Genomic DNA, 22,915 nt, shown 5'->3' on the forward strand with positions numbered 1-22,915 from the left:
CAAAAATTAGATACTTCTTTAGAACAAATATTCTTCTAATTCGTATAACAAAGCTTGTTGCTCTTCTGTCAGATCTTTATTGATTCGAACATCTTGCATTTCTTGATAAATATCTTCTAATGTCTTACGAGTCTTGCCACGATGATCTACTAACAACTCATCATTATCCAAACTTACAATTTTATTAAGGTACTCTTGAAATTCCATTTGAGATTTTTCAGGTAATTTTGAGAAATCTAACCTACCAATTATACGCACTGCTCTATCATAGAACTTACCTGGTAATTGATTAAGCATCTGGGCTTTTTGATATATAGCAGAACTGTGAAACTTATCACAACCTCTCTCATCAGCACTAGTCATAAAATCACTTTGGTAAATAGCAGCATCCACATCAATATTCTCAATCTCTGAATATTTATATTCCAATACATAATCAACAAAGTTAGCAAAAGTTTTAGGATTATTTTTTATAAATTCTTTATTTGCTTTAATAAGCTCTAACCTTTCTTGTGGTAGCTTGCCTACAAAGCGTGTCTTTGCAGGCAAAATTAATGGAATATCACCCCACTTTTTATTGATCGTCAAACGCCAATACTCAGCCTCTAAACTACCAAACTCTTCTATAAACTCACTAAAAAGATAACTATCTAAACGTAAGAATATTTCTTGATTTTTATAATGTCTATGCTGACCTAAATCTAAAATTGCCGATGTGAAATTATTTTTTGAACCAAAAATACCACTTATAGCTATAGCCTGCCTATACTCATGGTCTCCTATTTCCACACCAACATCTAACTGAGATAAAGTATTCTCATCATTTTGTTTATTAAACTTATCCAATAAAAATTGCCACATTTTTGGATTTGTTGATTTTAATTTTTTAGCAAGCTCTACAGTGACAATTACATCTGTAATCGCATCATGAGCTCTACCACCACTATAAAGGCTATTTTCTTGATTTAGATTCTCTAATTTTAAAGATATTTTTTGCTGGCCTTCATCATCTGTAACTTTAGGCCATTTTAGTCCTTGTTTGAAAAAAGCACTATAGCAAGCAACTATTGGAAATAAATCAGCTCTTGAGCAATTATTCTTAAATTGATGCGTGTACGGTGGCAACATATTTTTATAAAAAGCAAACCTTAAAAACTCATCATCAAAACCAAGAGTGTTATAACCAATACTAATAGTTCCTGGAGTATTTATTATTTTATGAATTTTTCGAATTGCGTCATATTCAGATATCCCAGTATTTGCTTGGGCAATCGAGATATGATGAGTGATTGTCGCCATAGGTGATGGAGTAGTATCTGGGTTTAGTTTAACAAAAAAATTAAACCTTTGGATCTCATTAAAATCCAAGTCTGTCCGAATCGCGGCAAACTGTAAAACCTGATCAAATGAGTTATTTATACCACTTGTCTCTAAGTCATAGAATAAGAAAGTCTGATTATCAAACATAATATATGGGCTATCTAATATTACTTTTAATTTATTTCAATTCTACGATTTTAACATATCTTTACAGTTAGTTAATTGAAATAATTAGCTAAGCAAAATATTCATTTTATAAACCATTTATTTAGGCTTATTAATTTAAAAAAATTAATCCAAGATAAAAAAACTTAAAAATGATACAATATTGGTAAATTATATATAGTAATAATTGATTGAAAAAACAAAGGAGTCGTTTTATGAAACTTAAGTGTTGCGCTATTAATTTATTTAACTTTTCAAATATTGATCTAGAAAAATATATAAGCAATCTATTTAAAATTATTTTTGTCTTAATAACAGCATTTCTAGTATTACATTTGTATGTGTTAAGTAGTATGTTCAAGCTTGGAGTAATATCTACAGATACTTTTGTTATTACAGGTATAGTCTATCTGCTAAAATTCTCTATTAGCTTAGGTCTAGTTAGAGCATTTTTAGAGATTCCTGTAGTTCTAAATAAAATCTATAAATCTCTCCAAGATAACTCAAGCAATAATTAAGCCGGCTGTCTAGTTGCAGCAATTACTACTTCACGGATATTAATATTTTGAGGCTGACTATACATAAACATAGCTGTTCTAGCTATATCATCTGCAACTAATACACCGCCCATAGACTCTTTCCAGCTCTCATAATCTTCTTTAATTTTATCAGAAGTTGTATGACTTAAAAGTTCAGTTTCAACAGCCCCTGGACAAATTGTCATAACTCTTACATTATCATCTGCAACCTCTTCACGCACATTTTCACTCATAGAAGAAACTGCAAACTTTGTACCAACATAAGCAGCATGATTTGGAAATGATTTTTTACCTGCTATAGAACTTACATTTATAATTGTTCCATTTTTTCTAGCTTTCATATCACCCAACACTGCTTGGATACCATTAAGTAGAGCTAATACGTTTACATCAAACATTTTTTGCCATTCAATTGGGTCTTGAGTGTCAACCTGACCTAGAAGCATTAATCCAGCATTATTTACTAAACAATCAACAGGTCCATACTCAGCTTCAGCATCTTTTATAGCTGCTTTCAAAGCTTGAGAATCTGTTACATCTACTTTACGAATCATTGTATTAGGTAGGTTTAACTCTTGAATCTTTTCTATTCTTCTACCGATAAGTAAAAGTGAATGGCCTGCCTCTGAAAAACGCTTAGCAATTGCAGCACCGATTCCTGAACTAGCTCCTGTTATTACTACTAATGATTTTGTCATTTTATTTCTCCTTTTTAATTAACTTGTTTTTGTATCGTTTTGTTGATTGTAAATTCTATAGAAAGCTATTAGACTAATAAATACCAATAATCATAAAACATTGTTATGAAATAATGAACAATATCCAATGGAGAGGTATTCAATCTTTTATTTATGTGGCTGAACAAGAAAGCTTTACTAAAGCAGCAGATATACTTGGTATTGCTAAATCAAACCTTAGTCAAAGTATAAAGGACTTAGAAAGTCAGTTAAAAGTCCAGCTTCTATATAGAAGTACGCGACATGTTCGACTTACCGAAATAGGACGAGAGTATTATCAAAAATGTAAAAAAGCATTTTATGATTTAGATATAGCAACACAACTTGCTACACAAGAAAATAGCGAATTAAATGGAAGTATTAATATAAACTGTGTAGGTGGTATTATTGGCGAAGATGTAATAGCTCCTATATTACTTAAGTTTCAACAACAAAACCCAGGCATAAATATACATCTAGATTTTTCAAGCAATCGAATAAATCTTTTAGATAGTGATTATGACTTAGTTATTCGCATGGGCAATTTACCTGATTCAAATTTGATAATATCGCCACTACGAAAAGTCTCAACAAAATATATTGCCAGCAATGATTTTATAAAACAATATGGTCAAATTACATGCCCAAGACAACTTGAAAAAGTTCCTTTAATTTATGGAAGTGTTAAACAATGGTCTTTTATTTCAGATAAAGATAACTACACACTACACATCCATAATAATGGTATTCATGTTACTAACGGTAGAATAATGAAACAAGCTGCTTTATTAGGTCTCGGTGTTACTAGATTAGTAGACATATATGTAGAATCTGATATTAAAAATAAAAATCTAGTTGAAATACTTCCTGAATATACCGAAACTACGCAGTTATCTATAGTATCGCTACCTGTAAAATATCAACTTAAGAGAATAAGCTCACTGATTAAATATATAAAGCAAAACTTTAATGAAAAATATTCTGAATTATTGACTTAAATTGTTTAGAACTAACCTTTTTTAGTTAACCTTTGATATCTAATAGTTATGTTTTTGAAATTTCTTTTAATTTTTTCTCTAGTATATTCATTCATATCTTTATATAAATCAGGTGCATAATTTTCTCTTTTAAGATCTAAAACACGATAGCTTCTTAAGCTCAATAATAACTCATCCATAAGTAACAAAACCCTTTTACATTCACGATAATTTTCCTTGCTTAAGAACTCATACTTTGCATCATACAGTAAATCATTTAATTTAATACTTCTTTCTATCAGTGGCATAATCTCACGGTTTGATATAGTGTTATCAATGTTTTCAACTATATTTTTTAATCTCAGATATGAATCTTCCATTTCCTTAACAACGATATGCAAGAACTTACGTCCTCGTGTAAGATATGTAACTAATACAATACTTGATGTTCCAATCAGGATACACAATACTCTAGCTAAAAACGTATATTTACTCCAACTTTCTAATAGACCAAAAAACATCACAATGTAGATATGAATAAAAAACACGCTAGTCGCATAATTTAGAAATGCTGTATACATATTTAAGCAGAGTCCTATTATGCACAAAATAGCAACTGTAAGAAAATAAAAATCGCCATGAATGTCTTTTTGTATTAGGAAAAGTATTGCTGATCCAAATGAAGTTCCTAGAATACAAAACATAATTATATACTTTGCCCTTGTGTATATAACATTTGTACTGCTACTTGCTGATACACTTGCTATAGCAATAACTACCCAATATATCCTTACTAAAAACTCATTTTGACCTATCAAAGTAAAAAGCACATAAGAAAATGATAAGCCTATAGCTGTAGCTATCAAAACTCTTACTGCTAATAAAGTTGTATCAGATAAGTTAGACCTGATTTTCAATAATTTCAAAATAAGCCTCTTTTATATTTTGTAAGCCAATTAACATATTTTCTAACAGCAAAATACTATCAAATAGTAATTTGGTTTTATCTCTATTATCAAGATACTTACTTGTATAAACGTTTTTAAAATCAGACTGTAGAGCAACCACTTTGGAAATTTTTCTATCTAATATCTTTTCATCGTAAACTACATAATTAGTTAGTACAATAGTCTCCTTAAATAGTCCCTCTAATTTACTTATAAGAGCTTGCTCTTGTTTTGTTTCATTAAAAGCTAAACTCATATATTTCAAACTAATCTTTTTATAGCCAAGTATAAACTTCTCAAACAGCCTGTTTAAAAGTATTATATTATGACAAAAGTATCGCCAACGCTCATGATCTGATCTTTTTAAAGACATAAGTCCATGATTCTGTAAAGAAGTTATAGTTTTCATCTTTTCTTGGCTAAATCTCATTATTTTAGCCTTTGTAAAATTACGATATTTGACATTTTCAAACTCTTCAATGTAGCTCTTATTAAAAGTTTTAAAAAAGCTGTCTATTATTATCTGCATTTCACTATAAGTCATAACTTTATATTGGCTTATAATCAAAATATAAAAAGCAATAACAATTAAAAAAGCCGTTAAAGTAAACTCAATATGCTTATCTGCTTCCAAAGGGAACCTAAAAAAGCAAATACTCATCATAATAACAAGCATAACTGGAAAAATTAAAAAAGCTTCGCCAAATCGGCGCATCCAAAATGCTACGAAGATAATAGGCAAAAATAACAAGATATTCTTATCTAAAATCACATGTACATAAGGTGAAGCATTTATCGCTATCACAGAAAAGAATACATATAAAAAAAATGCCTTTTTCTTTGACTCAATACTTCCAGTTAATATAGCTGCTGTCATATTAGCAATAAATAAAATTCCCAAAATTATGACATTTTTATTAACTTCTAAAAATATAGTTATTGTCAAAAAAGCAAACAATATTAGTGCAGATTTTAATGCTGCATTACGAAAAATTCTAGTAGGATCTTGATCTGTATATTTATGATAAATTTCATTAAGCCTAAGAAGCACTATAGATCTACTTTAAAAAACTAAAAACTTATTAAAATTATATTGTAAAAGTTAGCTAATTAATATCACCAAGGTAGTTATTTTTATAATAAAATGTAGTAAAATCTTAATTGATAAAAATAATATAAAATGTGCTTATATTTAAATATGATTTATAATAATACTTATGATGTTATCGTTGTTGGTGGTGGTCATGCAGGTGTTGAGGCAGCTACCGCTGCTGCAAGAGTAGGTGCAAAAACTCTTTTGCTAACACATAACATTGATACTATTGGCCAAATGTCTTGCAACCCTGCCATTGGCGGTATTGGTAAAGGACATTTAGTTAAAGAGATAGATGCTATGGGTGGTATCATGGCTAAAGCTATTGACATGGCCGGTATCCAATTTAGAACCCTTAACTCTCGTAAAGGTCCTGCAGTCAGAGCAACTAGAGCTCAAGCTGATAGGGTCTTATATAGAAAAGCGATAAACTCTTTAATTAATAATCAAGAAAACTTAGAAATTTTCCAAGATTCTGTCGATGACCTTGTTGTTGATAATGATATTGTTACAGGCGCAATAACAAAAACTGGTATTACATTTAAAGCTAAGAAAGTCATTCTAACTGTTGGTACTTTCCTTGGTGGTAAAATACATATCGGTAAAGTATCAAATTCTGGTGGTCGCGCAGGAGATCAACCTTCAAACGCTTTAGCAAAACGTCTACGAGCACTACCTTTTAGAGTTGATAGACTTAAAACAGGAACTCCTCCACGCATAGATAGAAGATCGGTTGATTTTAGTGTAATGGATACTCAGCCTGGCGATAATCCAGCACCTTACTTTTCATTTTTTTCAAAAGATAAAATAAACCATCCCGAGCAAGTTCCTTGTCATATAACCTATACAAATCCTAAAACACATGAGATTATAACTAGTAACCTTGATAAATCTGCTATGTATAGTGGACTAATTGAAGGAATTGGACCTCGTTATTGTCCATCCATAGAAGACAAAGTTGTTAGATTTGCAGATAAAGAAAGACACCAAGTTTTTGTTGAACCAGAAGGTTTAAATAGTATAGAGTTATATCCAAATGGTCTATCAACAAGCCTTCCATTTGAAGTTCAGTGTGAATATATCCGTTCAATAAAAGGCTTTGAAAACGCTTTTATTATGCGACCAGGATATGCAATTGAGTATGATTTTTTTGATCCAAGAGATTTAAAACCAACCTTAGAAACTAAATACATTAAAAATTTATATTTTGCAGGCCAAATAAATGGTACCACAGGCTACGAAGAAGCCGGAGCTCAGGGTCTTGTTGCGGGTATTAATGCTGCCATAAGTCTTGATAGTGATAAATCATGGTATCCAACTCGTGCAAATAGTTATATTGGTGTTCTTATCGATGATCTTATTACTAAAGGAACAAAAGAACCATATAGAATGTTTACATCTCGTGCCGAATATAGACTTATACTACGTGAAGATAATGCTGATTTACGTCTATCAGATGCTGCTTGTGAGCTTGGTCTTTTAAATTCAGAAGATGAAAAGTACTTCCTTGATAAGAAAAATGCTATCAATGAAAATATCAAAATGATGAAAAATACTTGGATAGGACCTCAAACACAAAAAGCTCGAGACTTAGAAAAGTTCTTAGATAAAAAGATGACTCGAGAAAGTACACTTTTTGATTTATTAAAACGTCCAGAACTAGATTATAGGAAACTTCAGCAAATACCTGAGTTAAACTTAGATCTAAATAATGAAGCTGTGATAGAACAAATAGAAATCTCAGCTAAATATTCAGGATATATAGAACGTCAAAGTAAAGACATAGCAAAACTATCAGTTTTTGAACAAAAACCAATACCTCTAGACTTTGACTATTCCCAAGTTAATGGCTTATCAAATGAAGTCTTACAAAAACTCACTGAACAAAAACCTACAACATTAGGTGAGGCATCAAGGATACCAGGTATTACACCTGCTGCTATATCTTTGTTAACTATTTACATGAAAAAGACTGGATTTATAAAATAGTAGGAGTAGCTATGACAAAAAGAGTTTTTAAAATATTTTTTCTTACTTGCTTGATAGCTACTCTATTTTCATGCGCTACTAGACAAAAATATATAGATCAGCAAAAAGCATGGATCGGTAAAAGTATCCAAGGATATATAAAAGAGTTTGGTTATCCTCAAAATGTAATTCAGGTTGCGCCAAACCCAGATATTGAAACATATGTTTATGTTAGGAAAGCTATAAATGCAGGCTCAATGCAACAAGCTGGTAATCCTATGAATAGTCTAATTATGGCAAATAGGAACCCTCAATTTGTACAGTTTGGAGCCCTAATGTGCACAACATGGGTATCTGTAAATAAAGATACAAAAATTATTAAAAATATAACTTTTCGTGGAAACTACTGCGCAATAAACTAAAAAATTAGGAAAATAAATGAATATTAAGCAAACATCAACTCCTTTAGTTATAGGCCTTGTTTCAACAGCTACTTGTTTTAGCTTTAGTTTTTTTACAAATGTTTTTAAGTATAATGGACTTGAGTTCTTTTATGCTTATATAGCTTTTCTAATATTACTTTGCTACCCAATGAATTTAGTTGCTATATATTTACAAAAAACTTTACCTGAGATAGGTTCACATAGCAGCTTAATCGCAAAAATTACTGGAACATCAAAACTTAAACCTATAAGTATTCTACTTGCTGGTGCGATGATTCTTTTAGTTTCATTAGTAATGTTTAATATGTCGACATATGTTTTAGACTTTTTTGATAATATTCCTGCTATTGATAAACTTAGTGATGCAAGCTTAAAATTTGATACAGACTTACCAATTTATTCGTCACTATCAGCTGTTTTCATTGTTATATTTATATTATTTGTTTTAGCTAACCTAGAAAAGATAAATCTTAATAATTTACTTAAAACAGCAGCTCATATATCTTTATACTTAGTTATAGTTTTAATGCTGATGGTTATCTATTTGCCACAAAGTATAAATGGTATTTATGATTTCCTATTTCAATTAAATTATCAAAGCACTGAACAGTTACGTAGTATGCTTGGTCTTGCATTAGTATATGCAATATTAAGTAACTTTATATCTATAGCATTTTATAAAAACTTAATAAATATAGTTGATAACGATTATAAAAAGCTTAAAGTCGCATCTTTTAAAAGCGTTTTTTATAATATTGTTTTCTCATTTATTATATGCATAACAATATATTCAATGTTGGGTAACTATAGAACCTATCTACAACCTCATGAATCAATGCCAATAGAACTGGTATTTCAGATTGTTAAAGCAAATTCACCAACATACTACTTATTACTTGAAGTTGTATTTACAACATTAAACCTTGTGGTATTTATCTCTGCTTTAAAATATATCTATAGATTAGGAAATAACATCTATACAAAACTGCTTTTTTTAATAATTCCTTTGATAATGACTATTGGTCTTATTGAAACAGGAATAGCATATATAGACTTTTCTGATATGTTTGGGCTTCACCTTTTAATAATGTTTTTATTCCTATTTGATGTTTTCATTATTGGTTGGATTTATGATGCTCAAAAATTAAGTTATGAAATTTTAAAGTATTCTGGTACAAAACTTTCACCTTTATTTAATATAATATTGCGTATAGTGATTCCTTTTATCTGTATATTTGTAGCTATCGGCTATATATTTTTACCAATGTCAATAATGTGGCAATTCATAGCTACTCTTGCATGTATAATTATATACATTGTAAAAGGAAGTATTTTTAGTAACATACTTAATCAGAGAAAATTTTAAAATGTTTTTTAATAAAAAAAGTAATCAAGATGATCTAAAAAAAGCTGCTGCTATTGAAGCTGCAAAATATATAAAATCAGAAATCACTTTAGGTGTTGGTACAGGAAGCACTGTTGGTTTTCTTATACAAGAACTGGTAAATTATAAAGACAAAATAAAAGCGGTTGTATCAAGTTCTGAAGACTCAACAAAAAAACTTAAAGAGTTAGGTTTTGAAGTTGTTGATCTTAACTATGCTGGAGATATTGATTTATATATTGATGGTGCAGATGAATGTAATAACCACAAAGAGCTTATCAAAGGCGGTGGTGCTGCCCTTACGCGTGAAAAAATATGTGTTGCGGCTGCAAAAAAATTCATCTGTATTATTGATGAGTCTAAAAAAGTAACTACGCTTGGTGAGTTCCCTCTTCCTGTTGAAGTTATACCTATGGCTAGAAGCTATGTTGCTAGAGAAATAGTTAAGTTAGGTGGTCAACCTGTATATAGAGAACAAACAGTTACAGATAATGGTAATGTTATCCTAGATGTATATAATCTAAAAATTGACAACCCTTTAAAATTTGAAACTGAGTTAAATCAAATCACAGGTGTTGTAACTAATGGCATTTTTGCTCTTAAACCCGCTGATACTGTTATTATGGCTAAGAAAAATGGCGAGATTGAGAGCTTTTAATCTTTTATTTTGGTAGTGGGATAAACTCTTTCTCATCACCATATACCTTTTTAAACTTACCATTTACCCAATCATTTTTTGCTTGATTAATTCTTTCTCTACTACTTGAAACAAAATTCCATTCAATAAATCTATGAGAAAGTTTATCTCCGCCAATTATAATAATCTGTGAATCAGACAAAGCAGTTAATTTAGACATTTCCTCACTATCTATCACAAGCATCGTGTGATTTTCTATAATCTTTTTATCATACTCGATCTTACCTTTAATTACATAGATAGCTAACTCTTCTTCAGCTGGTAATGTAATAGAGCTAGCCTTAGGAGTATTGATCTCAAGATATAAAGTTCGACTATATGTTTTTACTGGAGATTTATAGCCATAAGCATCGCCAATTAAAAGTTTAAAGCTTATATTATTAATATTAAACTCTGGTAACTCCTCACTAGAATAATGATAAAAAGCAGGCTCAACCTCTTCATAAGATTCAGGTAAAGCATACCAAAGTTGTATACCATGAAGAATACGCTTTTTTAGTTTAATTTCATCTCTTTCACGTTCAGAATGTGTTATCCCCTTACCTGCTACCATAAGATTTACTTCTCCTGGCAATATCAACTTAGCAGTCCCTAATGAATCTCTATGATAAATCTCTCCTTCAAATAAATACGTAACTGTTGCCAGATTAATATGAGGATGTGGCCTAACATCCATACAATCACCAGCCAATAATTCAACTGAACCAAAATGATCAAAAAATATCCATGGACCAACCATTCTTTGCTTTGCTGTTGGTAAAACTCGTTTAACCTCTAAGCTACCGATATTATTAACCTTTGCATTAATTATATGTTTTATTCTCATATAGACCACCCTACTATTCATTTAATTATTTCCTTTATAAAATCATCTACTTTTTCCTCTATTGTAGCCCAAGAAGTAACTAGTCGTACTATTGAGTTTTGCTCATCGATTTCATCCATAACAAAAAAAGAAAACTTCTCTTGAAGAGCTTTTATTAGAGTATTTGGAAAAATAGCAAAAACCTGATTACTCTGTGTAGGTTGTAATAATCTGAAACCAGCGTCAATTATTGCTTGTGAAAGCTTTTCTGCCATTTTATTAGCATAAATAGCTAGATCAAAGAAAAGATTATTAGAGAATAATTCTCTAAATTGAAGCCCTAAAACTCTACCTTTTGCTAACAAAGCTCCGCGTTGTTTAATATTAAAATCAAATTCATAAGCTAGCCTTTTATTTGGAATAACTATAGCCTCGCCAAATAAAATACCTATTTTAGTTCCACCAATCCAAAATATATCTACATATTCTACAATATTAGCTAAAGTTAAATCATTATCTTTAGCTGTCAAGGCAGCTCCTAATCTTGCACCATCAATAAATAATAATAGATTATTACGCTTACATGCTTTTGATAACTCTTGTAACTCAGCTTTTGTATATATAGTTCCAAGTTCTGTTGAATTTGATATATATACTAATTTAGGTTTTGCCATATGTGGGGCATGAGAATTGCTTTTAAGTACCTCTTCAATATCATTGGGGATTAATTTTCCATTATCTGAAAAAACTGAAATAATCTTATGTCCTGTCGCTTCAATTGCTCCAGCCTCTCGTAAAGCAATATGCCCACTACTAGCAGAAACTACAGCTTCATATGGCTTTAAAATACTTGAAATACATATCAAATTGGCAAGAGTTCCTCCTGCTACAAAATATACATCCGTACTATCTTTATTAAGATGTTTACATATTAATTCTTTTGCCTGACTTGAGTATTCATCATTACCATAAGCCGTTTGTTGAATCAAATTAGTATCATTTAATACTCTAAGAATATTAGGATGACACCCCTCACTATAATCATCCATAAAACTATATTTAGGCATATCAGCATTCCTTTCTAAATTTTAAAATAAACTTGTCTATAGTATATATATTTATTTTAAGTTATCTTATTATGTATTAGTTAATTATTTCTGGAAATTACTATGTTATCAGGGGCTCAAATTGTTGTTAAATGTTTAGAAAGTCAAAATGTAGAATATGTCTTTGGTATACCCGGTGCAAAAATTGATGCAGTCTTTGATGCTCTAGTAGATTCAAACATTAAAGTCATACTATGTAGGCATGAACAAAACGCTGCTTTTATGGCTGCTGCATATGGTAGAGTTACGGGTAAACCAGGGGTTGTCTTAGTTACATCAGGTCCTGGCGTAGCAAACTTAGCTACTGGCCTTCTAACAGCAAATACAGAAGGTGATCCTATTGTTGCCCTAGGAGGTAACGTTCCGTTAAATATGAAGTTTAGAGAAACTCATCAAAATACTGATAATGTAAAGCTTCTTGAGAGTATTACAAAATCATCTATTGAAGTAACAACTGCAGATATAATTCCCGAAGCCATAGCTAATGCTTTTAGGCTTTCAACATCGCCTCAAGCTGGTGCATGCTTTATAAGTCTTCCGCAAGATATACTTACCAACCAAACTCAAGCTAAACCATGCTCTAATTTGCTAAAAATCAATTATGGTCATGCAAATAAACAAGCAATTGAAAAAGCTTGTCAATATATTGCAAATGCTAAAAAACCTATTCTACTCTTAGGTCAAGAAGCATCAAGACCTGAAAACACAGAAGATATTATTAAACTTATACGCAAATATCAAATTCCTGCAATATCAACTTATCAAGGAGCAGGAGTTATCCCTAAAGATCTTCTGTTTTGCTTTTATGGTAGAGTTGGGTTATTCAAAAATCAGCCAGGTGATAAGCTACTTCAAAAATCTGATTTAGTAATAACTGTAGGATTTAATCTATGTGAATATGATCCAGAAATTTGGAATGAGAACTCATCCAAAAAGATAATTCATATAAATTATAACCCTGCAAATATACATACAACATATCAACCTGAGTGCGAGCTACTCGGTAATATAAAAGAAAACGTTAAAAGTTTAGCAAAACACATAATAGATATTAGTATTCATTCATATAAAAACCTTCAAGATGAGCTCTTTGACAAAATCAGACAGGGTAAAAATAAAATTGGTAAAAATAATACCATCCATCCTTTACGATTCATATATGAACTTAATAAAGTTATCGACGATGATACTATTATTTGTTGTGATGTTGGAACTGTATATATGTGGCTAGCTAGATATCTAATATCTCATAAACCCCATCAGTTGCTCTTTAGTAATGGACAACAAACCTTAGGAGTTGGGCTACCTTGGGCAATAGCTGTTAAACTAGCTAATCCAAATAAAAAAGTTATTAGTATTTCTGGTGATGGCGGTTTCTTATTTTCAGCAATGGAACTAGAAACTGCAATTCGTGAAAATATTAATATTATCCATTTTGTTTGGAGAGATGGTAGTTATGACATGGTAAAAGAACAACAAGTGATGAAATATAAGCGAGAATCTGCTGTTGAACTTGGAAAGATTGATATACCAAAATTTGCCGAAGCTTTTGGTGCTAATGGAGATCAGATAAAACAACCTGAGGATATTACAAAGGTATATAATAATTCCCTAAACATTGATAAACCCACTATAATCGATATAGAGATAGATTATTCTGATAATATTGACTTATTTGTTAAAGCGCATGAGGAAAATTTAGGTAATTAATTATGATTTTTTTAGAAAAGCAAAATGATAACGCTCAAACTCTAGCATATATTGGCCATGTTGATAATGTCATCCAAGGCATAGTTCCAGAAGAACTAAAACACAAGCGTTTTCTTGCTAGTGATTTTGATTATGGTTTTGAACTTGGCTCGCCTCAAAGTGTTTATAACCTAGGTGAGTGTATTTTACTTAATAATATGATTTATTCTTCACGAACAGATATAAGTCGCACAGAAAGAGATCCTCTAATGTGGGGCCCCGAATTCGTTACAACGGGTATTTTTCTTATTCCTAAAAATACACCTATTAACTACTATGTTAAGTATTTTTCTTTTGACAAAGAATATTCTCTAGCTGATATATACAAGCATATATATAAACAATTGAAGGGACCTTTTGCTGTGGTCGGTTGTGTACAATTCTCTACAATTAATGCTGAAGCAATAACTAAAGCTCCTATAAATCAAGAGAATATCTTTAGTAATTCAGAAAATTATTATGATGAAAAAAAATATGAAGACAATGATGTAAACTTTGCTATTATGGGGGTAGTTAGCAATCCTGATGATAAAAGACTAACAGAAGTTAATAAGGAATTATCATCTGTACTTTATCATAATCCTTTTGCTAATAAAAATAAACTTTTGACTCATACTCATGGCCTAATGTTAAATAGATCTATAATAGATATCGATAAAGTAAAACCAAAAAATGCAAAAGAAGTCTTACATGTTCAGGATAAATCTTTAGTACGTTACCTTAAGCTAAAAGTTTATAAAATAAAAGGCTTAACAAAATACGCTTAAATATTTGCTATTTTTTCTTTTTATGATAGTAAGTCTTAAATATAAAAGGCAACAAAGACATTATTCCTAATATGCTTACAGCCAATATAAACTTATAATCAACAAAACTATCAACTGTATTTTCTAATACTGCACTTTTTAGATGTACTCCAAACCAAACATATATAAATGTAAAAGGTATAATTCCAAAGAAAGTAGTAAAAAAGAAAATACTATTTCTAACCTTTAATATAGCTGCTAAAACATTAGGTATAAAAAAAGGTATCGGTGTTAATCTAGCAACAAACAGTACTAAAATAGGATGCTTAACTACAAGAGATTTAAATTTAGAAATAATCCTAATTTTAGAGTGATTTGAACTCTCTCCCCAACTATATTTTATAACTAAAAAAGTCATTGTAGCACCTATAGTTGCAGCAAACAGAGAGACTATAAAACCTAACCATAAACCGAACAAAAGCCCTCCTAATATTTTTAAAAAAGGCTTAATTGGTATTGAAAAAAAAACAGCTAATATATATGTTATCGCATATATAAAAATAGACATAGTCATATATTCACTAACATATAGATCTGCTCTATTATACGCTGCTTGAAGCTCTTTAAGATCAAAATACTTATAGCCGTTTAGAATAAAAAATAGAAAGACTCCAAAACTAAAAAAAAATACAAGAAATAATCTTTTTATAAGTAGTGGATTTATGTGTTTCACTTAGATTTTATGAAATATTAGAATGTGTTATATAAAGATTAAGCTAAAGCAGCTTTTGCTTTCTCTACAACTGCAGCAAATGCATCTTTGTTGTATACTGCTAATTCAGCCAATGCTTTTCTATCTAGCTCAACACCAGCTTTGTTCAGACCATTAATTAATTGGCTATAGCTAATATCGTGTTGTCTAGCAGCAGCATTAATACGAACGATCCAAAGTGATCTAAATGTTCTTTTCTTAACTTTACGGTCTCTATAAGCATATTGACCTGCTTTAATTACAGCTTGTTTAGCTACTCTGTATACTCTTGAACGAGCACCGTAGTAACCTTTAGCTTGATTTAAAACTTTCTTATGACGTGCGCGTGCTGTTACGCCTCTTTTTACTCTTGACATAATTTAATCTCCACTTTAAAAATTGATAAACAAATCTAGGTTCAATACTATGCGTAAGGCATTTGTTGAACTAAGCTAGGTGCGTCGACCTTAGCTACTTGATTCATACCTCTTAAATGACGTTTTCTTTTAGTTGTCATTTTAGTGTTGATATGAGCACGATTTGCACAACGGTGTTTGAAACCACCTTTACCAGTCTTTTTAAAGCGCTTAGCAGCACCACTCTTAGTTTTTAACTTAGGCATTTTTAAATACTCCGCATTGTATTAATTGTTATTTTTATTTACTACTTTTTCTTTGGTCCTAAAACCATAATCATTTGGCGACCTTCCATTTTAGGTTGGTGTTCCACTACACCGTGTTCAGCAGCATCGTTTGCCATACGCTTAAGCATTTCCATACCTAATTCTTTGTGTGACATTTCTCTACCTCTGAATCTCAGCGTAACTTTTACTTTATCGCCTTTTTCTAAGAACTTTATCAGGTTGCGTAGTTTTACCTGATAGTCCCCTACATCAGTCACTGGTCTAAGTTTTACTTCTTTTACCTGTGTCTGTTTTTGGTTCTTTTTAGCTTGTGCTTTTTTCTTACCTTGTTCAAATAAGTATTTACCATAGTCCATCAAACGACAAACTGGTGGTTTAGCATTTGCTACCATTTCAACCAAATCAACATCAGCCTGCTCAGCTAATGTTAAAGCCTCATTGATAGATACAATTCCGATTTGCTCTCCATCAACACCAACTAGACGCACCTCTTTAGCTTTAATTTGCTCATTTATAGGTGCTTTTTTATCCGTCTTAATAACTTTTTTCCTCCACAGAAATTATTATTTTTTAGCTTCAATTTGTTCTTTTAAAAAAACACAAAACTCTTCCACAGTTATTTGTCCTAGAGCCTCACCATTATGTTTTCTTATGTTTACAACCTTTTGCTCTTGTTCATTTTTACCAAGGATAACAAGGTAAGGAACACGCAAAAGAGTATGCTCACGTATTTTAAACCCTATTTTCTCATTTCTCAAGTCTATTTTAGTACGAATACCATTTTTTTCTAGAGTTTCAAAGACTTCTCTACAATATTCATCTTGATAATTACTAATTCCAGTTACAACAGCTTGAGTAGGAGTTAGCCATAATGGTAAATTACCAGCATAGTGCTCTATAAGCATACCAATAAATCTCTCTAAAGAACCAACTATAGCTCTATGTAACATTACAGGAACTTGCTTATCGCCATTTTTATCAATATAAGTAGCACCAAGTCTTTGAGGCATAGAGAAGTCTAACTGTATTGTTCCGCATTGCCAGCTTCTGCCAATGGCATCTTTTAAATGAAACTCTATCTTAGGTCCATAAAAAGCTCCTTCACCTGGTAACAATTCATAGCTAACATCATTAGCTTCTAAAGCATTCTTAAGCATTTGCTCAGACTTATCCCAAGTCTCGTCATCACCAATTCTATTTTCTGGTCTTAGAGCAATTTTGACATCAAAATCATTAAAGCCAAAATCTTTGTAAACTTCAAAACATTGCTTAACCATTAGGATAACTTCTTCTTCAACTTGCTCAGGCGTACAAAAAGCATGACCATCATCTTGAGTAAAGCTTCTTACTCTTAACAATCCATGTAAAGAACCTGATGGCTCATTTCTATGCACTATTCCAAATTCTGCCATTCTAACAGGCAAATCTCTATAGCTATGAAGTTTTGTATTGTATACCTGTACACAAGTAGGACAGTTCATTGGTCTAATTGCAAAATCTCTATTCTCAGATTTAGTAGCAAACATGTTTTCAGCATACTTTGATGCATGACCAGACTTTTCCCATAGACTAAAATCTGCAATCAAAGGAGTTCTAATTTCACTACAACCATATTTATTATTAGAAGCGCGCATATAGTCTTCCACTTGACGCCAAATTCTCACACCATTATCATGCCAAAATGGTATTCCTGGAGAGTCTTCTTGAAAGTGAAATAGATCTAAAGCTTTACCAATTTTTCTATGATCACGCTTTTCAGCTTCTTCTAGCATATGTAAATATTGTTCTAAATCTTCTTTTGTAGCCCAGCAAGTACCATAAATTCTAGTTAACATTTCATTACTAGAATCACCTCGCCAATATGCTCCAGCTAGTTTAGTCAATTTAAATGCTTTTATAACTGATGTACTTGGGATATGAGGACCACGACATAAGTCACTAAACTCACCTTGCGTATAGATTTTAATCTGCTGATCTGCTGGAATACTATCGATAATATCAACTTTATAGTTTTCACCTTGAGCTTTAAAAAACTCTATTGCTTCATCTTTAGAAACGACTCTATAGCTAACGGGAGCACCCTTTTTAGCAAGCTCTTTCATCTTCTTCTCTATCTTTGGAAGATCTGACTCACCAATATTCTCTTTAAAAGAAAAATCATAGTAAAAACCATTATCAACAACAGGTCCTATAGTAACTTCTGTCGCAGGATACAGTTCTTTAACAGCATGAGCTAAAAGATGAGCACATGAATGACGTAAGATCTCTAACCCCTCAGAGTCTTTTGTCGTAATAAGTTTTAGCTCACAATCACTCTCTATTATATCTTTAGCATCTCTTAACTGACCATTTATATACACTCCCACGGTCGCTTTAGCTAAACCAGGAGATATAGACTTTGCAATTTGTAATGAGTTAACACCCTTTTCAAACTCTTTTATAGAACCATCTGGAAATGTAATATTTATCATATTTTTCTTCTTTTTTAAATTAATATAAAATTACGCACGAGCTATATTATATGGCATAGCATTAACTATGTAAATTACTTATCTAGATTGGTCAACTATATTAACTTACTTAGTTTGCATCTAATATAAATCGACACCATTAGGCTGATTTAAATCAAACAATAAGAAATGCATAATTTTTCTTAAAGGAGTTTCTACAAAACTTCATAAGATTCTAATTCTACATATATAATTCAGACTTTTAACTAATAAATATAAATAAATAAAACTATTTTTTTTTAACAAGGCTTGTTGAAAATAACTAAACCAAAATCTGATAATTAATGATACTTTTATTCCATGTACTTTATAAAGACAGCTTTTTTATGAAGTATTTTTTAATTTACTCAAATGCATATATTTAAATAAATTTAAGGAGTTTATATAGATGAAACTAAAAAAGATCTCATTATTAACTAGCTTAGCATTATTAGCTAGTTCACAAGCATATTCTCACGGCTATGTTGAAAGTCCTAGTTCTCGTTCATACTTATGTGACAAACACCAAAATACTAATTGTTCAGATGTAGTAGGTGATGCTCAGTCCCTTGAAGCAGCCGATGGTTTATTTGATAATGGTGGACTAGATAATAAAATGGGTTCTGTTGGACATGGTTGGGCTGAAAGTTTAGATGAACAAAATGAAAGTAGATGGGCTAAGACTGCTGTATCTCCAGGTCAAACATTAACTTTCAAATGGCACTTCACAGCAGCACACAGAGGAAAACATTTTAAATTCTATATAACTAAACCAGATTGGAATCCAAATGAGCTACTAACTAGAGATAGTTTTGAAGATCAACCATTAAACTGCTATAATCCTCAGCCTTTCTGGCAAGCCCCTGATGTTGTTCCTGATGATTTAACATTTACTTGTACAATGCCTGAAAGAACTGGCTATCAAGTAATTATGGCTGAGTGGGATGTTTATGATACTGGTGCAAGCTTTTATAACCTTATAGATCTAGATTTTACAAATGAGCATACCGCAGGCACTCTTATCCTTCCAGAGGGAGGAACAGGTGAAGCTGGCATATCTGCATATGATCCAAATAAGGAGTATCCAGGTAGTGGTATACAAGTAGTATATGATGGTAAAATCTATGAAAATCAATGGTGGGTAAACCCAGGCGAAGCTCCTCCAGGTGAAAATAGTGCTTGGATATATGTTGGTGATTATGAAGAAGATACTCCTGTTAATCCTAATGATAGGTACCCTATTGAAGCAACTAGATTTAGTCTAAACCCATCTAAGGTTAGAGAAGGCGATATAATAAGCTTAGAGCTATCAAAAGCATCTGATACTACTATAGAAAAAATAAAACTTCTAGATGTACCTGCAAACATGTCTTCAGAGACTCTTCTAACTACATTAGCTGAGAAAATCAATGAAATAAGTTCACAACAGTTAAATGAAGCTCTTATCGCTGGAGAGAAAAATGCTGAAGGAGCTGTTGTTCCTAGCACAAGTGCTTTATATGTTTACCAAACAGCAGATAAACTTTATAATCATGTTGGCTTCATTCAAGATATTGCTGATCATAATTTAGTAAATGAACTACACTTAATGGACTTTAATGAAGTATATACTTTAGACTCCTCTGGAAACTTAAATATTAATGCAAAAATAATGTCTCATAGTTCTGAAGAAGTAAATGTTACTGTTACATTACTAGATAAAGATGGCAATCAAGTATATAGAAAAGATGATATTAAAATTGCTCCTATGAATACCTATGATCTAGATATGCAAGTTGAGAACTTAGCTGCGGGAGATTATGACCTTGTCATATATAGTCAGCTTACAGGAACTGACGCTTGGCAAAAAGATTTAAATATCACAGTTAATGAATATACAGGTGCTACAGATGAAGATCTTGCTAAATACCCTGAGTATAAAGAAGGTACTAAATATCAAAATGGTGATATCGTAAGAAATGAAAACAAGCTTTATCAGTGTACAGAGGCAGGATGGTGTTCTGGAGTAGCTTGGGCATATGCTCCTGGTACTGGTAGTGATTGGACAAAAGCATGGGAAGAATATACTCCAGAATCTGAAAAGCCTGCTGATGAACCTGAAGAAGAAATAAGCGAAGAAGTAGCTCAATATCCTGAGTATTCTGAAACAACTACATATAGCCAAGGTGATATAGTTAGAGAAGGTAATCAACTTTATGTATGTGATGTACAAGGATGGTGTAATCAAGATCCTTCAGTATATGCGCCTGGTACTGGTAGAGCTTGGGATGATGCTTGGAATGTTTATGGCCCAGAAGCTCAAAACCTGCTGATGATCCTGAAGAGGAAATAAGCGAAGAAGTAGCTCAATATCCTGAGTATTCTGAAACAACTACATATAGTCATGGAGATGTAGTTAGAGAAGGTAATGAACTTTACGTATGTGATGTACAAGGATGGTGTAATCAAGATCCTTCAGTATATGCACCTGGTACTGGTAGAGCTTGGGATGATGCTTGGAATGTTTATGACCCAGAAGCTCAAGAAGATGCTAATAAGCCTGAAGTTCAGGAACCTACTGATGAGCCTCAAGCCTTTGAATATCCAACTTATGTAATGGGCAAAAACTACAGTATTGGTGACATAGTCACATATAATGGTGGCAATCATTATCGTTGCATCTCTTCTTTATGTTCAGTTGCATCAATTCGATATAAGCCAAATGGTGCAAATGGAAATCTTGCTTGGGAAAAATTATAAAATATTCATCTAAAAAAGACCTTAAATAACAATAATATCGTTATTTAACGATAAAACCTTCTACTATAAATTAATTATAAGCCTAATTTAATACACAAGTTTTTGACCTTACTTAAAATATTAAGTAAGGATTCTTTTATTATAAATCAAGAATAGTTTTCTATTAACAGGTTTGATATCAACTATTTGCTACCAACATATAGTAGTAATAGATAGGATAAGCTAACAACCTGACAAAAAACTTATAACATGTATAGCTAATCCGAATAACTTTTGAAGCCATTTTTGTCATCCTATGGCTTGACCATAGGATCCATTTTATTATGAGCTTTAAACTTGGATTGTATCTTATAAACAGTGATTAATCTTGTATTCTATCATCCTTGATAAAATATAAGAAAGAGATGAGACTTTGACCTTGGATTGGTTATTGAAAACCGTGAGAATCAAAAAGCTCATCTCAATCACGACTTTAAAACGCGAACGGTAGAAAGGTCATCAAAGACCGAATGTACAATCCCGCGATTATGAGCCTAATAAAAAGGATACCAAACATGACAGATAAAACAATAAAGTATTTAGGAATAGATATATCAAAAAAGTGGATAGATGTTTGCTATGGCGATAAAGGCAAAGTTAAGCGTATAGCCATGAAAAAGAGTAGCATCAACTCTTTCATAAAAAAGCATTTTGAAGAAAACGAAGCTGTTTTAGCAGTATTAGAAAGTACTGGAGGTTATGAAGTTCTGCCAGCAAAATGTTTAGAAAGCTTTGGCATAAAAGTCCACATAGCTCACCCTAACAAGGTGGTTTCATTTGCTAAAGCCATGGGATGTTTAGCAAAAACTGATGCTATAGATGCAAAAGTACTAAAGGCTTATGGTGCGTTTATTAAAGACGATGATATACGAGGCTTACCTAGCGATCAAGATCTAGAGTTGAATGCACTAAGCTCTCGCCTAGGTCAGCTTAAAGAGACTCATCATCAAGAGGCTTGTCGTTTAGGTTTGGTTAAAGATAAAATCTTGAAATCATCGAGTGAAAGAATGCTTAAATACCTGAAGAAAGAGATAGAGAAAATAGAGCAACACATGATGGCAATCATAAATGAAGATAAAGTACTAGCTAACAAGTTTGACATATTAACATCGATGCCTGGTATTGGTGCAAATACTGCCTGCTGTATTGTATGTGATTTACCTGAAATTGGCAGAATTAACAATAAAGAAATAGCTGCTTTAGTTGGTGTAGCACCTATTACAAATCAGAGTGGTATGAAAAGCGGCTATTCTGCAATTAAGTATGGTCGCTCTAAAGTACGCAAAACATTGTATATGGCTGCATTAGTAGCTACTAGGTTTAACTCTAGGATGAAGGATTTTTATAATCGTTTATTAGAAAATGGTAAAATCAAAAAGGTTGCTATAGTTGCTGTTATGAGAAAAATGCTTGTAACTCTCAATGCTATGGTTAAGCAAAATATGCAATTTAGTGCTTGATTTTCAAGACGGTAGATTCTACGATCAAGTCGTAGAATGGCATATTTCTTTTGGATTAACTCTATCTTGAAAGATAGAGAATTTATAGATAAAGGTGGCTAAGCTAGCAATCCCCTGAGAATATTAACTATACTATTAG

The 22,915-nt window shown here is 31.7% G+C and carries 22 protein-coding genes; 11 read left to right on the top strand and 11 right to left on the bottom strand.

The window, feature by feature from the left end; genetic code table 11:
• Window positions 1-18: 18 nt before the first annotated feature.
• Window positions 19-1,467 (bottom strand): exodeoxyribonuclease I, encoded by a 1,449-nt coding sequence (locus F7310_RS06590; RefSeq protein WP_072712681.1) that lies wholly within the window; start codon window positions 1,465-1,467, stop codon window positions 19-21.
• Between the two features lie 233 nt (window positions 1,468-1,700).
• Between F7310_RS06590 and F7310_RS06595 the strand changes: the two genes are divergently transcribed.
• Window positions 1,701-2,003 carry a hypothetical protein gene (locus F7310_RS06595; protein ID WP_072712682.1) on the top strand — a complete coding sequence of 101 codons (303 nt, stop codon included), beginning with the start codon at window positions 1,701-1,703 and terminating at the stop codon, window positions 2,001-2,003.
• Here F7310_RS06595 and F7310_RS06600 read toward each other — a convergent pair.
• A complete protein-coding gene (locus tag F7310_RS06600; protein WP_072712684.1) occupies window positions 2,000-2,722 on the bottom strand; it encodes an SDR family oxidoreductase in 723 nt (240 codons plus the stop codon). The genes F7310_RS06595 and F7310_RS06600 overlap by 4 nt on opposite strands.
• Before the next feature lie 113 nt (window positions 2,723-2,835).
• On the opposite strand from F7310_RS06600, the gene F7310_RS06605 reads away from it, so the two are divergent.
• The gene (locus tag F7310_RS06605) at window positions 2,836-3,738 is read left to right on the top strand and encodes a LysR family transcriptional regulator (RefSeq protein ID WP_072712685.1); all 903 of its coding nucleotides are present in this window, start codon (window positions 2,836-2,838) and stop codon (window positions 3,736-3,738) included.
• A gap of 11 nt (window positions 3,739-3,749) precedes the next feature.
• Here the strand turns inward: F7310_RS06605 and F7310_RS06610 are convergent, their stop codons facing one another.
• Both F7310_RS06610 and F7310_RS06615 read right to left on the bottom strand, forming a co-directional pair.
• A complete protein-coding gene (locus tag F7310_RS06610; RefSeq protein ID WP_236939854.1) occupies window positions 3,750-4,643 on the bottom strand; it encodes an FUSC family protein in 894 nt (297 codons plus the stop codon).
• On the bottom strand, window positions 4,618-5,715 hold the full coding sequence (locus F7310_RS06615; protein WP_072712687.1) for a hypothetical protein: 1,098 nt from the start codon (window positions 5,713-5,715) through the stop codon (window positions 4,618-4,620). Before F7310_RS06615 ends, F7310_RS06610 begins: the two co-directional genes overlap by 26 nt.
• Before the next feature lie 147 nt (window positions 5,716-5,862).
• Between F7310_RS06615 and mnmG the strand changes: the two genes are divergently transcribed.
• Genes mnmG through rpiA form a run of 4 tightly spaced genes read left to right on the top strand, consistent with a single transcriptional unit; the run spans window position 5,863 to window position 10,210 of the window.
• Complete coding sequence (gene mnmG / locus F7310_RS06620; protein ID WP_072713557.1) at window positions 5,863-7,746, top strand: tRNA uridine-5-carboxymethylaminomethyl(34) synthesis enzyme MnmG; 1,884 nt, start codon at window positions 5,863-5,865, stop codon at window positions 7,744-7,746.
• A gap of 11 nt (window positions 7,747-7,757) precedes the next feature.
• Complete coding sequence (locus F7310_RS06625) at window positions 7,758-8,147, top strand: hypothetical protein (RefSeq protein WP_072712688.1); 390 nt, start codon at window positions 7,758-7,760, stop codon at window positions 8,145-8,147.
• A 16-nt stretch (window positions 8,148-8,163) separates the two neighbouring features.
• A complete protein-coding gene (locus F7310_RS06630; RefSeq protein WP_072712689.1) occupies window positions 8,164-9,534 on the top strand; it encodes a hypothetical protein in 1,371 nt (456 codons plus the stop codon).
• A gap of 1 nt (window position 9,535) precedes the next feature.
• Entirely contained in the window at window positions 9,536-10,210 is a 675-nt protein-coding gene (gene rpiA / locus F7310_RS06635) for a ribose-5-phosphate isomerase RpiA (RefSeq protein ID WP_072712691.1), read from the top strand.
• Window positions 10,211-10,214: 4 nt separating this feature from the next.
• Here rpiA and F7310_RS06640 read toward each other — a convergent pair whose 3' ends face one another.
• Both F7310_RS06640 and F7310_RS06645 read right to left on the bottom strand, forming a co-directional pair.
• Window positions 10,215-11,075 (bottom strand): pirin family protein, encoded by an 861-nt coding sequence (locus F7310_RS06640; protein ID WP_084645254.1) that lies wholly within the window; start codon window positions 11,073-11,075, stop codon window positions 10,215-10,217.
• Between the two features lie 17 nt (window positions 11,076-11,092).
• A complete protein-coding gene (locus F7310_RS06645) occupies window positions 11,093-12,121 on the bottom strand; it encodes a threonine aldolase family protein (RefSeq protein WP_072712694.1) in 1,029 nt (342 codons plus the stop codon).
• Between the two features lie 102 nt (window positions 12,122-12,223).
• Between F7310_RS06645 and alsS the strand changes: the two genes are divergently transcribed.
• Complete coding sequence (gene alsS / locus F7310_RS06650; RefSeq protein ID WP_072712696.1) at window positions 12,224-13,870, top strand: acetolactate synthase AlsS; 1,647 nt, start codon at window positions 12,224-12,226, stop codon at window positions 13,868-13,870.
• A 2-nt stretch (window positions 13,871-13,872) separates the two neighbouring features.
• A complete protein-coding gene (locus tag F7310_RS06655) occupies window positions 13,873-14,676 on the top strand; it encodes a hypothetical protein (RefSeq protein WP_072712697.1) in 804 nt (267 codons plus the stop codon).
• Window positions 14,677-14,683: 7 nt separating this feature from the next.
• Here the strand turns inward: F7310_RS06655 and F7310_RS06660 are convergent, their stop codons facing one another.
• The 5 genes from F7310_RS06660 to thrS are packed head-to-tail and all read right to left on the bottom strand — an operon-like array spanning window position 14,684 to window position 18,520.
• A complete protein-coding gene (locus F7310_RS06660) occupies window positions 14,684-15,388 on the bottom strand; it encodes a TVP38/TMEM64 family protein (RefSeq protein ID WP_084645202.1) in 705 nt (234 codons plus the stop codon).
• A 38-nt stretch (window positions 15,389-15,426) separates the two neighbouring features.
• On the bottom strand, window positions 15,427-15,783 hold the full coding sequence (gene rplT, locus F7310_RS06665; RefSeq protein WP_003025545.1) for a 50S ribosomal protein L20: 357 nt from the start codon (window positions 15,781-15,783) through the stop codon (window positions 15,427-15,429).
• A gap of 47 nt (window positions 15,784-15,830) precedes the next feature.
• Entirely contained in the window at window positions 15,831-16,028 is a 198-nt protein-coding gene (gene rpmI, locus F7310_RS06670; RefSeq protein ID WP_072712699.1) for a 50S ribosomal protein L35, read from the bottom strand.
• 41 nt (window positions 16,029-16,069) lie between these two features.
• Window positions 16,070-16,606, bottom strand: coding sequence for a translation initiation factor IF-3 (gene infC, locus F7310_RS06675; RefSeq protein WP_084645205.1), 537 nt, complete (start codon window positions 16,604-16,606; stop codon window positions 16,070-16,072).
• A 6-nt stretch (window positions 16,607-16,612) separates the two neighbouring features.
• Window positions 16,613-18,520, bottom strand: coding sequence for a threonine--tRNA ligase (gene thrS / locus F7310_RS06680; protein ID WP_072712701.1), 1,908 nt, complete (start codon window positions 18,518-18,520; stop codon window positions 16,613-16,615).
• Window positions 18,521-18,947: 427 nt separating this feature from the next.
• Between thrS and F7310_RS06685 the strand changes: the two genes are divergently transcribed.
• The 3 genes from F7310_RS06685 to F7310_RS06690 all read left to right on the top strand — a co-directional run bounded on the left by F7310_RS06685 (window position 18,948) and on the right by F7310_RS06690 (window position 22,776).
• Window positions 18,948-20,870 carry a lytic polysaccharide monooxygenase gene (locus tag F7310_RS06685; RefSeq protein WP_072712702.1) on the top strand — a complete coding sequence of 641 codons (1,923 nt, stop codon included), beginning with the start codon at window positions 18,948-18,950 and terminating at the stop codon, window positions 20,868-20,870.
• A complete protein-coding gene (locus F7310_RS10475) occupies window positions 20,813-21,277 on the top strand; it encodes a hypothetical protein (RefSeq protein WP_145951736.1) in 465 nt (154 codons plus the stop codon). The genes F7310_RS06685 and F7310_RS10475 overlap by 58 nt, the downstream gene beginning before the upstream one ends.
• Window positions 21,278-21,831: 554 nt before the next feature.
• On the top strand, window positions 21,832-22,776 hold the full coding sequence (locus tag F7310_RS06690) for an IS110 family RNA-guided transposase (RefSeq protein WP_072711322.1): 945 nt from the start codon (window positions 21,832-21,834) through the stop codon (window positions 22,774-22,776).
• Window positions 22,777-22,915 lie beyond the last annotated feature (139 nt).

Origin of the sequence: Francisella uliginis (assembly GCF_001895265.1) — a bacterium.
Classification (GTDB): Bacteria; Pseudomonadota; Gammaproteobacteria; order Francisellales; family Francisellaceae; genus Francisella; species Francisella uliginis.